Origin of the sequence: Pseudomonas sp. Wu6 (assembly GCF_019891515.1) — a bacterium.
Lineage (GTDB): Bacteria > Pseudomonadota > Gammaproteobacteria > Pseudomonadales > Pseudomonadaceae > Aquipseudomonas > Aquipseudomonas orientalis_A.
In genome coordinates, this window is record NZ_JAFLXH010000044.1 from 21386 (window position 1) to 35997 (window position 14612).

12 protein-coding genes are annotated in these 14612 nt (G+C 62.2%); 3 read left to right on the forward strand and 9 right to left on the reverse strand.

The window, feature by feature from the left end; genetic code table 11:
* Window positions 1-147: 147 nt before the first annotated feature.
* The 3 genes from J1G34_RS23750 to rluC are packed head-to-tail and all read right to left on the reverse strand — an operon-like array spanning window position 148 to window position 2761.
* Window positions 148-1131: a S49 family peptidase gene (locus J1G34_RS23750; RefSeq protein ID WP_065892941.1), complete on the reverse strand. Its 984-nt coding sequence runs from the start codon at window positions 1129-1131 to the stop codon at window positions 148-150.
* A gap of 21 nt (window positions 1132-1152) precedes the next feature.
* Window positions 1153-1815, reverse strand: a complete 663-nt coding sequence (locus J1G34_RS23755) for an HAD-IA family hydrolase (RefSeq protein WP_065892942.1) — start codon at window positions 1813-1815, stop codon at window positions 1153-1155.
* Entirely contained in the window at window positions 1802-2761 is a 960-nt protein-coding gene (gene rluC / locus J1G34_RS23760; protein WP_065884788.1) for a 23S rRNA pseudouridine(955/2504/2580) synthase RluC, read from the reverse strand. The genes J1G34_RS23755 and rluC overlap by 14 nt, the downstream gene beginning before the upstream one ends.
* 767 nt (window positions 2762-3528) lie before the next feature.
* Between rluC and rne the strand changes: the two genes are divergently transcribed.
* The gene (rne, locus tag J1G34_RS23765; protein ID WP_065896012.1) at window positions 3529-6693 is read left to right on the forward strand and encodes a ribonuclease E; all 3165 of its coding nucleotides are present in this window, start codon (window positions 3529-3531) and stop codon (window positions 6691-6693) included.
* A 131-nt stretch (window positions 6694-6824) separates the two neighbouring features.
* Here the strand turns inward: rne and J1G34_RS23770 are convergent, their stop codons facing one another.
* From J1G34_RS23770 to J1G34_RS23780, 3 genes are all read right to left on the reverse strand, one after another.
* Window positions 6825-7409: a nucleotidyltransferase family protein gene (locus tag J1G34_RS23770; protein WP_065892944.1), complete on the reverse strand. Its 585-nt coding sequence runs from the start codon at window positions 7407-7409 to the stop codon at window positions 6825-6827.
* Window positions 7406-8392 carry an XdhC family protein gene (locus tag J1G34_RS23775; RefSeq protein ID WP_122560386.1) on the reverse strand — a complete coding sequence of 329 codons (987 nt, stop codon included), beginning with the start codon at window positions 8390-8392 and terminating at the stop codon, window positions 7406-7408. Before J1G34_RS23775 ends, J1G34_RS23770 begins: the two co-directional genes overlap by 4 nt.
* 140 nt (window positions 8393-8532) lie before the next feature.
* On the reverse strand, window positions 8533-9864 hold the full coding sequence (locus tag J1G34_RS23780) for a dicarboxylate/amino acid:cation symporter (protein ID WP_065884792.1): 1332 nt from the start codon (window positions 9862-9864) through the stop codon (window positions 8533-8535).
* A gap of 339 nt (window positions 9865-10203) precedes the next feature.
* Between J1G34_RS23780 and J1G34_RS23785 the strand changes: the two genes are divergently transcribed.
* Window positions 10204-11202 carry an AraC family transcriptional regulator gene (locus J1G34_RS23785; RefSeq protein WP_065896011.1) on the forward strand — a complete coding sequence of 333 codons (999 nt, stop codon included), beginning with the start codon at window positions 10204-10206 and terminating at the stop codon, window positions 11200-11202.
* A 24-nt stretch (window positions 11203-11226) separates the two neighbouring features.
* On the opposite strand, the gene J1G34_RS23790 is transcribed toward J1G34_RS23785, so the two are convergent.
* Genes J1G34_RS23790 through J1G34_RS23800 form a run of 3 tightly spaced genes read right to left on the reverse strand, consistent with a single transcriptional unit; the run spans window position 11227 to window position 13571 of the window.
* On the reverse strand, window positions 11227-12573 hold the full coding sequence (locus J1G34_RS23790; protein WP_222994711.1) for an ATP-binding protein: 1347 nt from the start codon (window positions 12571-12573) through the stop codon (window positions 11227-11229).
* Window positions 12570-13247 carry a response regulator gene (locus J1G34_RS23795; RefSeq protein WP_010208358.1) on the reverse strand — a complete coding sequence of 226 codons (678 nt, stop codon included), beginning with the start codon at window positions 13245-13247 and terminating at the stop codon, window positions 12570-12572. The genes J1G34_RS23790 and J1G34_RS23795 overlap by 4 nt, the downstream gene beginning before the upstream one ends.
* A gap of 18 nt (window positions 13248-13265) precedes the next feature.
* Complete coding sequence (locus J1G34_RS23800) at window positions 13266-13571, reverse strand: hypothetical protein (RefSeq protein ID WP_222994712.1); 306 nt, start codon at window positions 13569-13571, stop codon at window positions 13266-13268.
* 166 nt (window positions 13572-13737) lie between these two features.
* On the opposite strand from J1G34_RS23800, the gene J1G34_RS23805 reads away from it, so the two are divergent.
* Window positions 13738-14454, forward strand: a complete 717-nt coding sequence (locus J1G34_RS23805; RefSeq protein ID WP_065884796.1) for a 4'-phosphopantetheinyl transferase family protein — start codon at window positions 13738-13740, stop codon at window positions 14452-14454.
* The last annotated feature ends 158 nt before the right edge of the window (window positions 14455-14612 follow it).

Genomic DNA, 14612 nt, shown 5'->3' on the forward strand with positions numbered 1-14612 from the left:
GGCGTACAAATCCCTTAAGTACACATCGACCCAATGTGGGAGGGGGCTTGCCCCCGATAGCGGTGGATCAGCCAGCTTATCTATTGCTGACACACCGTCATCGGGGGCAAGCCCCCTCCCACATTTTGATCGACTGCTGGCTTGAGATCAGCGCAATGTCGGGCCCTGGAAGCCCATGTACAGGGCCAGCTTCTCGGCCACGCTGGCACCGAGCTTCTTGGAGAAGCGGTCAAACGGCGATTCCTCAACCGTGAAATCCACCAACTCCTTCTCGCCAACCACATCCCGCGCCACCGAACTGGCGCTGCCCAGGCCGTCGATCAAGCCCAGCGGCAGCGCCTGCTCGCCCGACCACACCAGCCCGGAGAACAGCTCCGGATGTTCCTTATCCTTGAGCCGATCGCCACGCCCTTGCTTGACGCTGGCGATGAACTGGCGATGGGTAGTGTCGAGCACGCCCTGCCAGAACTGGGTCTCATCCGCCTTCTGCGGCTGGAATGGATCGAGAAACGCCTTGTGCTCGCCCGAGGTGTAGGTGCGACGCTCCACACCCAGCTTCTCCATGGTGCCGACAAACCCGTAACCGGCTGCCGTCACCCCGATGGACCCCACCAGGCTGGCCTTGTCAGCGTAAATCTGGTCGGCGGCACTGGCGATGTAATAAGCGCCCGAAGCCCCCAGGTCGGAGATCACCGCATACAGCTTGGTGTCCGGATGCAGCGCGCGCAGGCGACGAATCTCGTCATACACATAGCCCGACTGCACAGGACTGCCGCCGGGGCTATTGATACGCAGGATCACGCCCTTGACCTTGGGGTCTTCGAACGCCGCGCGCAGGCTGCTGACAATATTGTCGGCGCTGGCGGGCTCCTTGTCGGCGATCACCCCGCGCACTTCGATCAAGGCGGTGTACTGACTGCCACGGGTGGCGCTCTTTTCCATGTCCATCAACGGACTGAACAGCGCCAGTATGAGCAACAGGTAAGTGAAGGTCAGCAGCTTGAAGAAAATCCCCCAGCGGCGCGCGCGGCGTTGCTCCTGGACGCTGGCCAGGAGGGTTTTCTCCAGCAGCTTCCAGCTTTTGTCATCAGCGTTTTGCGCTTTTTCCGGCGCTTTCCACTCGTCACTCATGCCATCAACCCCAGCAAAGACTTATCGAGCCCGGCTGAGCCAGGCCTGCAATTGAGAAAAATGATCGATCGTGACCCTGGGCTCGTATGGCTGCAGGGCCTCCGCAGACTGGGCGCCGTAGCTGACCGCCACGCTGTCCATGCCAGCATTGCGAGCCATCATCAGGTCGAAGGAGGCATCACCCACCATCAACGCCTCGCGCGGCGATACACGGCAATGCGCCATGATCTGCTCCAGCATCAGAGGGTGAGGTTTACTGGCAGTTTCATCCGCCGCACGGGTGATATCGAAATAGTCTTCCCAGCCGTGCGCCTTGAGCACCCGATCCAGCCCGCGACGCGCCTTGCCCGTGGCGACGGCCAGGTGATAACCCTCGGCACGAAACGCTTGCAGCGATTGCACCACACCCTCAAACAGCGGCGAAGGCTCAGCCTCCAGCGCAATGTAGTGATCGGCGTAGTGCTCGCGGAAAGCGACCAGCTCAGTGTCGGATATGTGCGGATACAGCGTACGAATCGCCTCAGGCAAGCCCAGGCCGATAATGCCCTTGACTGCCAGGTCGCTGCACAACTCAAAGCCCGAGCGGGTCGACGCCATGTGCATCGACTCGACGATGCGGCCAATGGAATTGGCCAGGGTGCCGTCCCAGTCGAAAATCAGCAGCTTGTAATCACGGTGCGACACTCAGGCGCTCCACAGTCTTGGCCCACATGTCATCGACCGGCGCCTGCAACTTCAGCTCGCCACCGTCGGGCAGCGGCACGGTCAGCATGTAGGCATGCAGGAACAGGCGCTTGCCGCCCAGATCGCGGATCTCCCTGGAGAAATCCTCGTCGCCGTATTTGGTGTCGCCGGCAATGCAGTGACCGGCATGTAGGGTGTGCACGCGAATCTGGTGGGTTCGCCCGGTCACCGGCTTGGCCTCAACCAGGGTGGCGAAGTCGCCGAAGCGGCGCAGCACCTTGAACAGGGTCAGGGCCTCTTTGCCCTCCTCGTCCACTTCCACCATGCGCTCACCGGAACGCAGGTTGCTCTTCTGCAATGGCGCCCGCACGCTCTTGATCGAACTGGCCCAGTTGCCGCGCACCAGCGCCATGTAGCGCTTGTCCACACCGTCGCCGCGCAGGGCGGTGTGCAGGTGGCGCAACATGCTGCGTTTCTTGGCGATCATCAACAGGCCGGAGGTGTCGCGGTCCAGGCGATGGACCAGCTCCAGCTCCTTGGCATCCGGGCGCAACTGACGGAAGGCTTCGATCACGCCGAACGTCAGGCCGCTGCCGCCGTGAACGGCAATACCGCAGGGTTTGTTGATCACGATGAGTTTGTTATCTTCGAACACGATCGACGCTTCGAGGCGCTGCAGCAGGCCTTGGGCCAGTGGCACGGGCTCGTCGCGCTCAGGCACGCGAACCGGCGGCACACGGACGATATCGCCCGCCTGCAGCTTGTACTCGGGCTTGATCCGACCCTTGTTCACCCGCACTTCGCCTTTGCGCAAGATGCGGTAGATCAAGGTCTTGGGCACGCCTTTGAGCCTGGCCAGGAGAAAATTATCGATGCGTTGGCCGGCATATTCCGGCGAGACCTCGAGCAGCTGGACGCTGGGGGTCTGGGGGGCGGTAGTCGTCATGCCGGCGATGATAACAATTTTTTATGGAATTGAAGCACTTAATCATTGCTGCTATAGTCGCGAACGCCGCCAAAAGCGGCCTGGACAGAGGACTTGCGGCAAACTGCCGGCCCTGACCATCGCAATTCATCAGGACGCGAGGCCGTCCTACGGGGCGTTCGCCACCCTGGAAGGCTTGAGATTGTAACAAGCGCAGGTGACATGAGGCCTGAAGCGAGTGCGGTACGCAGAGTGAATACTCGCGTCCTGCGCCGATATTTACGGCCAGTTCACAAAGTGCAGTCAGTCCCGAGCCAGACCATGGCGAATGCTTCGGAAACAACGCCTGTTAAGAGCTGAGTGAGAGCGCAATCGCCCACACCTAGTCTTGTTTAGCCATGAGCGTGGACTCCCCTTTGGAGAACACGGTAAATGCCAACCCGCTGCGGATTCTGCGCGCGGCAGCACCCGAATTATCAGGGATACGTGTAGGGTGGAGATGCACAACCGTCGGACCGTGTAGCACTAGGCTTATATTTAGACGCTTCATCTCGTCCACAGTCGCCGGTTGATTCCTCCTCCTGACCTTAGCTTTTGTTGAAGTGGTGCCTTTGTCACCACCGCTAACAAGCAGGACGCGTCCGTCGCGATACCCGCCCAATTGGCAGGTTTTGCTGGACACTGGAGTGGCCAACCACTCTTGACGCACCTGACACCGACCGTGAGAAGTCGTGTGTGCCGAACGCCGTTTCCGGCAGCCCGGAAACCGACGGTACAACATGAAAAGAATGCTGATTAACGCAACTCAACCCGAAGAGTTGCGTGTTGCACTGGTAGATGGCCAACGCCTCTACGACCTGGACATCGAGTCCGGTGCACGCGAGCAAAAGAAGGCCAACATCTATAAAGGCCGTATTACTCGCATCGAACCAAGCCTTGAGGCTGCCTTTGTCGATTTCGGCTCCGAGCGCCACGGCTTCCTGCCCCTCAAGGAAATCTCCCGCGAATACTTCAAGAAAGCCCCCGAAGGCCGCGTGAACATCAAGGACGTCCTGAGCGAAGGCCAGGAAGTCATTGTCCAGGTCGAAAAAGAAGAACGTGGCAACAAGGGCGCCGCCCTGACCACCTTCATCAGCCTGGCCGGCCGTTACCTGGTACTGATGCCGAACAACCCGCGTGCCGGCGGTATCTCCCGTCGCATCGAAGGCGAAGAGCGCAACGAACTGCGTGAAGCGCTGAACGGCCTGATCGCACCGGCCGACATGGGCCTGATCGTGCGCACTGCAGGCCTGGGCCGCAGCAGCGAAGAAATGCAGTGGGACCTCGACTACCTGCTGCAACTGTGGACCGCCATCAAAGAAGCTTCGCTGGATCGTTCCGCGCCGTTCCTGATCTACCAGGAAAGCAACGTGATCATCCGCGCCATCCGCGATTACCTGCGCCAGGACATCGGCGAAGTGCTGATCGACAGCGTTGAAGCCCAGGACGAAGCCCTGACCTTCATCCGCCAGGTCATGCCGCAGTACGCCAGCAAGATCAAGCTCTACGAAGACAGCGTGCCGCTGTTCAACCGTTTCCAGATCGAAAGCCAGATCGAGACCGCCTTCCAGCGCGTGGTCGAACTGCCTTCCGGCGGCTCCATCGTGATCGACCCGACCGAAGCCCTGGTGTCCATCGACATCAACTCGGCGCGCGCCACGAAGGGTAGCGACATCGAAGAAACCGCCCTGCAGACCAACCTGGAAGCGGCTGAAGAAATCGCCCGCCAGCTGCGCCTGCGTGACATCGGCGGCCTGATCGTGATCGACTTCATCGACATGACCCCGGCCAAGAACCAGCGCGCCGTGGAAGAGAAAGTCCGCGAATGCCTGGAAGCGGACCGCGCCCGCGTACAAGTGGGCCGTATCTCGCGCTTCGGCCTGTTGGAAATGTCCCGTCAGCGCCTGCGTCCATCCCTGGGCGAGAGCAGCGGCATCGTCTGCCCGCGCTGCAACGGCACCGGTATCATCCGTGACGTTGAATCGCTGTCCCTGGCGATCCTGCGCCTGATCGAAGAAGAAGCCCTGAAAGACCGCACCGCCGAAGTCCGCGCACAAGTGCCGATTCCGGTCGCCGCGTTCCTGCTCAACGAAAAACGTAACTCGATCACCAAGATCGAACTGCGCACCCGTGCCCGTATCGTCATCCTGCCGAACGATCACCTCGAGACGCCGCACTTCGAAGTCCAGCGCCTGCGCGATGACAGCCCGGAAGCCCACAGCGGCCAGTCCAGCTACGAAATCGCCGCCGCTGCCGCCGAAGTGGAAGAAGTCCAGCCGGCCGCTGCGACCCGCACCCTGGTCCGCCAGGAAGCCGCCGTGAAAACCGCCCCGGCCCGCGCCAATGCACCGGTACCGGCCGAAGCGGCTGCCCCGGTGGCCGCACCGGCCGCCCTGCCTGAGCCAAGCCTGTTCAAAGGGCTGGTGAAGTCGCTGGTCAGCCTGTTCGCCACCAAGGAAGAACCGGCTGCCCCGGTTGTGGTTGAAAAAACCGCCACCGAACGCCCGGCACGTAACGAAGAGCGTCGCAACGGTCGTCAGCAGAGCCGCAACCGCAACGGTCGTCGTGACGAAGAGCGCAAGCCGCGCGAAGAACGTGCCCCGCGTGAAGAGCGTGCGCCACGTGAAGAGCGTGCACCTCGCGAAGCCCGCGAAGAAACCCCGGCCGTAGCCCGTGAAGAACGCGCCCCACGCGAAGAACGTGCGCGTACGCCGCGCGCCCCGCGTGAAGATCGCAAGCCGCGTGGCGAGCGTGAAGAGCGTGTACGTGAACTGCGCGAGCCTCTGGATGCGACTCCTGCCGTCGCCGCAGCCGCTGCTACTGCTACTGCCACCGAAGAACGCCCGGCTCGCCAGCCGCGTGAAGAGCGCGCGCCACGTGAGGAACGCCAACCACGCGCCCCGCGTGAAGAGCGTCAACCACGCGCCGAACAGGCCGCTGCCGCCAGTGAAGAAGAAGTGCTGACCGGCGAAGAGCAACTGCAGGAAGAAGGCCAGGACAACGCCGAAGGCGATCGCCCACGCCGTCGCTCACGTGGTCAGCGTCGTCGCAGCAACCGTCGTGAGCGTCAGCGTGATGCCAACGGCAACGTGATCGAAGGCTCGGAAGAAGCCGGCGAGAACGCCGAAGCGGCCAACACCGAACCTACCGGTGCCGACCTGGCTGCCGGCCTGGCCGTGACCGCCGCCGTGGCCAGCTCGACCATCAGCGCACCTGCTGAAGCCCAGGCCCATGAGCAGGCTGAACGCGCTACTGCGGCTGTCGAAGAGACCGCTGCGGTAGAAGCGCCCGTTGCCGAGACCCCAGTGGTTGAAGCACCGGTGGTGGAAGCGACTACCCCAATCGAAACCCCAGTGGTTCCGGAAGTGGAAGTGGCACCGGTTCGCGACGCTCAACCCGTGACCGAAGTGGTTGCCGTTGAAGTCGCCCCGGTCGTCGAGCCTGAGCCCGTGGTTGAAGCTGACGTTGAAGCCGTCGTTGAAGCACCGGCTGTCGAAGAAGCTGCCCCGGCCGTGCGTGAAGTTCGCGAAGAACAGACCGCCTTCCAATGGACTGCCGAACCTGCCGCTGCGGTTGAAGCGCCCGCTCCTGCCCCCGTGGTAGAAGAGGCTCCGGCTCCGGTTGCTGATGTCGTAGTGGCCGAGCCGACCCCGGAGGTCGAACCGGCCCCCGTGGTTGAGCCCGCCCCGGTCGTTGAGCCTGCAGCCGTGGCTGAAGCGCCGGTAGTGGCCGAAGTCGCTGCTCCGGTGGTTGAAGCTGCACCGGCAAGCGCCCTGACTGAAAACGGCCGTGCGCCGAACGACCCACGTGAAGTGCGTCGTCGCCGCAAGGAAGCCGAGGCTGCCGCCGCTGCTGCTGCTTCGGTGGAGCACAAGGCCCAGGAAGAAGAGCACGAGCCTAAACCCCTCGTCTGATTCCATCGGCCATTAAAAAGCCCCGCCTGAGCAATCAGGCGGGGCTTTTTATTGCACGAATATGGGAGGGAGCTTGATCGTTCCCACGCTCCGCGTGGGAACGATCATCGGGAGCAAGCCCACTCCTACATTCAGTCGGCGCTGAAACTCAACTGTTGCGGCACATCCACATCCCATAGCACGCCTGGATCATCCACCTGCACGCCCCGCACCTGTGCCAGTGCAAACAAAGCCTTCGCGCCACGGTCGCCGGCCAACGCCATCAATGCAGACCCCAACACACGGTCGAAAGCCACCGGATGCCCATACTGTCCGGCATGCACCGGCACGGTGATACTTGCCGGATCGGCCAGCACACGCTCGATCGTCGCGGATCGAATAAACGGCATATCCCCCAGCACCACCAGCCAGCCCTCTGCCCAAGCGCTGGCCGCAACGGCGGCAGCAATGCTGTCGCCCATGCCGGCCGACTCCAGCAGCAGGACCTTACAACCATGCGCCTCAGCCAACCGAATCACCTCAAGGCGTTCCGGTGAAGTCACCACCCAGCGCTCAACAAGCGTCGCCGGCAGGTTCACCAGCACCTGCTCGATGACTGGCCGTGTCACACCATCGAGCCCAATACAATGTGCCAGCAACTTGTCTCGGTCAGCCCCGGCTTCGGCGCGAAAGCGACTGCCCTGCCCCGCCGCCAGCACTATCGCCGTCACTGTCACTGGGCAACCGCCGCCAGCGGCTTTTTCTGCAGAGGCGCCACGCCGTTCTTGATCGCGACGATTTCCGCCATCAGCGACAGCGCAATTTCCGCCGGCGTGTGGCTGCCGATGTGCAAGCCGATGGGCCCATGCAACCGTGCAATCGCTTCTGCCGACAAGCCCAACGCCGCCAGGTTTTCCCGTCGTTTCTGCGTGTTGACCCGCGAACCGAGGGCGCCAATATAGAACGCACTGGAATTCAACGCCGTGAGCAACGCCATGTCATCCAGGCGTGGGTCGTGGGTCAGACAGACAATCGCCGTGCGTTCGTCGGTCTGGATATTGAGCACCGCTTCATCGGGCATGCCCGGCACGAAGCGGCCGTGCTGTTCCTCCCAGCCATAGACGAACTCTTCACGCGGGTCACAGATCAGCACTTCAAAGTCGAGCAGGCGCGCCATTTCCGCGACATAGCGCGACAGTTGCCCGGCGCCGATCAACAGCAGGCGCCAGCGAGGCCCATAGATGGCGCGCAGACACTGGCCGTCAAAGGTCACTGCATCGGTCTTGCTCGCGGCGCTGAGGGTCACTTTACCCGTGGCCAGGTTCAGCTCCCGCGCGACAATTTGATGATCCTCACAGCGTGCCAGCAATTGCGCGACCCACTCCCAGTCGTCCACCCGCTCTTCGGTCAGGCGCAGGGTGCCGCCGCAGGGCAGGCCAAAGCGCGCCGCCTCATCGCGGGTGACGCCGTAGGTGACCAACTGCACGGGCGGGCCATCGTCGGGCAAACGGCCATCCTGCAGGCGCGCGATCAAGTCATCCTCGATGCAACCGCCGGACACCGAGCCAATCACCACCCCGTCGCCGCGCAAGGCCAACATCGCCCCCGGTGGGCGCGGCGCACTGCCCCAGGTCTGCACCACGCTGTACAACATCACGCGTTGCCCGGCGCGGCGCCACTCAAGCACGCTGCGCAGGACATTCAGATCCACACTGTCCACAAAACCTCCCGCAAGCGTTTCAACCGATTCATTTACTGTAAAACAAAAGCCACTGCCGTGACGCGCCAGAAACGCAAACGCCCCGAACCAGTCGGGGCGTTTGTGTGTTGCTGTCGGCGTTAGTTCACGCCATCTTCAGCTTACTTGACCACAGGTGCAGGGCCTTCGGCCACGCCCAGGTCATCGATTTCGCGGGTTTCGGAGATACCAGTACCGCCGGATGCCAGCTCGCTTTGCAGCTTGTCGGTGTCCAGTTCCTTGACCCACTTGGCCACAACGATGGTGGCAACGGCGTTACCCACCAGGTTGGTCAGCGCGCGGGCTTCGGACATGAAGCGGTCGATACCCAGGATCAGCGCCAGGCCGGCAACCGGCAGGTGGCCGACAGCCGACAGGGTGGCAGCCAGGACGATAAAGCCCGAGCCCGTCACACCCGCAGCGCCTTTGGAGGACAGCAGCAGCACCAGCAGCAGGGTGATCTGGTGAGTGATGTCCATGTGGGTGTCGGTCGCCTGGGCGATGAACACGGCCGCCATGGTCAGGTAGATCGAGGTACCGTCAAGGTTGAACGAGTAGCCGGTGGGGATAACGAGGCCGACCACGGATTTCTTCGCGCCCAGACGCTCCATCTTGATCAGCATGCGCGGCAGTGCGGATTCGGAAGACGAAGTACCCAGTACGATCAGCAGCTCTTCACGGATGTAGCGAATCAGCTTCAATACGCTGAAACCGTGGGCGCGACAGATGGCGCCCAGCACCACCACCACGAACAGGACGCAGGTAATGTAGAAGCAGATCATCAACTGGCCCAACTGCACCAGGGAACCTACGCCGTAGGCACCGATGGTGAACGCCATGGCGCCCAGGGCACCGATGGGCGCCAGCTTCATGATCATGTTGATGATGTTGAACATCACGTGGGCGAAACGATCGATGAAGTCCAGCACCGGCTTGCCGTAGGCACCCAGGCGGTGCAGGGCGAAACCGAAGATCACCGAGAACATCAGCACTTGCAGGATGTCGCCGTTGGCGAAGGCGCCGACGATGGTGTTGGGGATGACATTGAGGATAAAGCCGACGATGCTCTGGTCTTTACCGGCGGTCACGTAGGCCGCGACTTTCGAAGCGTCCAGGGTGGCCACGTCGATGTGCATGCCGGCGCCCGGCTGCACGACGTTGACCACGATCAGGCCGATCAGCAACGCAATGGTGGAAACGACTTCGAAGTACAGCAGCGCGTAACCGCCGGTTTTGCCGACCGATTTCATGCTTTGCATGCCGGCGATACCGCTGACCACGGTGCAGAAGATGATCGGGGCGATGACCATTTTGATCAGCTTGATAAAGCCGTCACCCAGTGGCTTGAGGGCCACGCCGGTCTGCGGGTAGAAGTGGCCGAGCAAAATACCGATAACGATTGCAACGATCACCTGGAAATACAGGGATTTGTAGATTGGCTGACGAGTCGTCATTGCAAAGTTCCTCAATCGCACCGTGTGGCAAATATCCGCCATTGCCCACGACACTTGAATTGCGAACCCTCCTGCACTGGAGGGATTTGTTGTTGGCGAGGTCTGTAGGAACAATCCTGCGCTGTAATCCCTATCGCAAACGCCATGCCACTTTGCTTAAAACCGATGAAAGCCTTTGCACATGAGGGCTTGCGGCTTGCCGAGGCTCGGCGGGCGTGTAACAAGGTGGCGGATTTCCGCCGACTCGCCCTATCTCGTCCTACAATTTGGCGGATATCCGCCTTGTGACCCTCTCCGGGTGATGGCTACTATCGGCCCTTCCATGGACGAGGCCCTGTCATGCGTGAACGCACCATCGCCAGTCACTTCGCCCGCGCGGCCCTGGGCGGCGCGCGTCGGGCCGGTTACGACTACTCGCGCCTGTTGCAGCAGGTGGGTATCACCCCCGAACAACTGAGCGAACCGCGTGCGCGTATCGCTCCGGAGCAATTTACCCGCTTGCTGCAAATGCTCTGGCTGGCGCTGGATGATGAATACCTGGGTTTCGCCCAGGCGCCGAGCAAGCGCGGCACCTTCGCCATGATGTGTCATGCGCTGATTCATTGCCGCACGCTGGAGAAGGCGCTGGAACGCGGCCTGTTATTTTATAGCCTGTTCCCCCACGGCCCGCGCTGGCAGCTGACACGCGAAGGAGACAGCGTTCGCTTGAGCCTGGACGACTCGCCACTGTGGGACCCGGACCACTTTCTCAGTGAATGCCTGCTGGTGATCTGGCATCGTCTGGGCAGTTGGTTGATCGGCCAGCGTATTCGGCTGCATCAGGTCACCTTCAGTTATCCGATGCCGGCCCACGCCAGTGAATACGACCTGCTGTTTCCTTGCCCCCAGGTATTCGCCGCACCGAACAGCAGTCTGGTGTTTCCCAGCCGTTACCTAGACCTGCCGCTGCTGCAGGATGAACGCACCCTCAAGCACTTTTTACAGCGCTCCCCCGCCGACCTATTGTCTCGACCCGATGAAGGCGACAGCCTGAGCAGCCAGCTGCGCCGCTTGCTCAGCCGCGACCGCACGCCCTGGCCGGACCTGGAAGCGGTCGCACAGCATTTGCATATCAGCCCGCAAACCCTGCGCCGGCATTTGCGTGAAGAAGGCAGCAGCTTTCAGGCATTAAAGGATGAGTTACGCCGTGATATCGCCATATACCATTTGGGGCGGGCGGACTTGTCCTTGCAGGACATTGCAGAACAGCTGGGGTTCTCGGAACCATCGGCGTTTCATCGGGCGTTCAAGAAGTGGACCGGCCTGACACCGGGGGCGTATCGCGCGCAGGAGGGTTGAAGGTGGGCAGCAGGCCTGCCCCCCTCACAAGGCCGGAAAGTGAATCCTGAACGCCGCGCCACCCAGCGCCGAATCGCCCAGGGTCAACCGCGCGTGATAGCTCTCGATAATGTCTTTGACCACCGCCAACCCGATGCCCTGCCCCGGGTGCTGGCGATCAAGCCGTTCGCCGCGCTGCAGGATCCGGGCGCGCTGGTCCGGTGGCACGCCGGGGCCATCGTCTTCGATGCACAGCTCACTGCCGTCCGGGTGCTCCACCAGGCTGATACGTACCTGCTTCACGCATAGGCGGTAGGCGTTTTCCAGCAGGTTGCCGAGCATCTCGAGCAGGGCGCCCTTTTCGATGGGCACGTCGCAGGCGTCCGGCAGGTCGAGGGTCACGGTGACGCGCTTGTCCCGGTAAACCTTGTCCAGGGTGTCGCACAGGCTCTGCAGCACCGGCTCCAGGCGTACCTGATGGCGCACCAGGCCGCTCTTGCGCAGGCTTGCGCGCTGCAATTGATAGCCGATCTGCTGGCTCATGCGCTCGATCTGCGACTGCAGCACCCAGGCCTGGCTGCGCTCCTCGGGGCGCTGGGCCATGTCTTCGCTCACCCCCTGCAATACCGCCAGCGGGGTTTTCAGGCTATGGGCCAGGTCATCCAGGGAGTCGCGGTAGCGCGCCCGCTGTTCACGCTCGCTGTGCAGCAAACGGTTGAGGGAACCGGTGAGGCGCAGCAATTCCCGGGGGTGCTCTTCGCTGAGGCTTTCGCGGGTGCCGCCTTCGATCTGGTCCAGCTCCTGGCTCAGGCGTCGCAGGGCCTGCAGGCCCCAGGTCAGGCCGAGCCAGAGCAGCGTCAACAGCACCAGCAACGCCGCGCCGAAGCTCAGGTAGAGATTCTCGCGCAGGCCTTCGAGGGTCAGTTGATACTCACGCACCGGTTGCAAGGCGACGATGCTGAACGCCGCGCTTTTGCCACCCAGCAGCCGCACCTCGACGTCATAGACGAAGAACTCCTGACCGTTGGCCTCACGAATGCGCGCGAATTCGTTGCCACGCCCATCGTAGCGCGGCTTGTAATTGATCCTTTCTTCCTGGGTCGCCCGCGACCGCCACACCAGATGACCTTCACGGTCGTAGATATAGCCGAGCAGGCGGCTGTCGGTCAGGTTGAAGCGCTCATCGGGCAACTGCGCCGGCATCAGCAGCCGGTTATTTTCCACGCGGGCCGCCGAGATCAGGGTGGTGACATCCGACGCCAGGCGCTGCTCGATGGAATCCTGCAGCGCCAGGCTGAAAGCACCTTGCATGGCGGGCAACAAGCCCAGCATGAACAGCACCGCCAGGGTGGCGGCGGCCAGCATCAGGCGCACACGGAGTGAGCGAATCAACGGCAGCGCTCATTGAACAGGTAGCCCAGGCCACGCACGGTGTCGATCGGCTTGAACCCGGCCGGCCCTTCCAGCTTGCGGCGCAGGCGGCCGACCAGCACTTCGATGACGTTTGGGTCGCGCTCGTCATCATCGGGGTAAAGCTGCTCCATCAAACGGTCCTTGGCCACCACCTGTTGATGATGGCGCATCAGGTATTCGAGGATGCGGTACTCATAGGCGGTCAGCGCCAGCGGTTGTTCGTCCAGCGAGGCTTGCTTGCGATTGAGGTCCAGCAGCAGGGGCCCGGCGACGATGGTGGACTGGGTGAAACCACTCGAGCGGCGCAGCAAGGCGTTCATCCGCGCCTCCAGCTCTTCGAACTGGAACGGTTTGACCACGTAGTCGTCGGCACCGGCAGCCAGGCCTTCGACTTTGTCCTGCCAGTTACCGCGGGCGGTCAGGATCAGGATCGGAAAGGTCTTGGCCTGGGTGCGCAGTTGCCGGATCAGGTCCAGGCCGCCCATGCCGGGCAGCCCCAGATCGATGATCGCCAGGTCATGGTTGAATTGGCCGGTCTGGTACAGGGCTTCCTCGGCATTGGCCACGGCCTCGACGACGTGGCCGCTGTCGGTCAGGCGGGTAAACAGGTGATGACGCAACAGCGCCTCATCTTCCACCACCAGCAATTTCATAAGGCTCTCCAAGGCAATTCAACAGTCCGAGCGAGGGATATCATAGCGGCCCTGCAGGTCTTGCGGGCGCAGTTTAATGCCATTGTAGTGGCCAGACTGAGGCGCGTAACCGGCGCGGTAACCCGGTTGAGGCGCGGTGACCAGCGACCGGCCCCACGGTGCGGCCTGAACGCTCACCTCTTCGAAGCTGACCCGATGGATCAGGTTGCCGGTTTTTTTGCTTTTCTCTCGGCCAAAAGCGGCAAACGTGCTATCGCTGGCTTGCACACCGGCGGTGGCACCGAGCATGGTCAACGCCAACAGCAGTTTCTTGATCGCAGTCATGGTGCTTACCTCTTAAGCGTTCAGGCTGTGGCGTCCACACTACGCAAGCGCCCCTGAACTCCCCCTGAACGGGCTCTGAACCCGGCCTGAAGCACGATGGGGACATACACGACGGACTATCACTACGGGCTATGCACTGACGCGCCAACTCGGCAAAATGTCGCGCATGACGCCCCTACCCGCCTGCTGTACCCCACTCGATGCCCATTGGCCGCTGCCTGCTCCTTTGCCGGGCACCGTGTTTTTGAGCACGCGATTCGACCCGGCCTTGTTGAACGCCGGCGACTTCCACCGCAGCGCCGTGCCGCCGCCGGCGAGTATCCAGCGCTCGGTGGCCAAGCGCCAGGCGGAATTCCTCGCCGGCCGCCTGTGCGCCCGCGAAGCGCTGCGGCGACTCGATAACCTCGACTGCGTGCCGGCCATCGGCGAAGACCGCGCGCCGATCTGGCCAGGGCACATCAGCGGCTCCATCACCCACAGCACCGGGCACGCCGCGGCGATCGTCGCGCACAAGGCGCAGTGGCGCGGGCTGGGAATGGACCTGGAGAACCTGCTGACGCTGGAACGGGCGCAACGCCTGGCGGGTGAGATCCTTACCCCCGATGAAATGCAACGAATGGCCAGCCTGCCGCGCGAGCAAGTCGCCCTGCTGGTGACGCTGACGTTTTCGGTCAAGGAGAGTCTGTTCAAGGCGCTCTACCCGCTCGTGCACAAGCGCTTTTATTTTGAGCATGCCGAAGTGGTGGAGTGGTCGCAGGCCGGGCATGTGCGGTTGCGGTTGCTCACGGACCTGTCCAGTGAGTGGTGCCATGGCAAGGAATTGGAGGGGCAATTTGGGGTGGACGGGGAGCAGTTGTTGAGTCTGGTGGCGGTTGGCGCCTGATAGACCGCTATCGGGGGCAAGCCCCCTCCCACAGGGGAATGCATTCCAAATGTGGGAGGGGGCTTGAACTGGCCTAATGCTCCCGGACACCTCTTAAGGGCGATATGATTCGCCCAATCAGGAGGTTTCATGCAAGAGCGAAAGACCTACACCCGCGA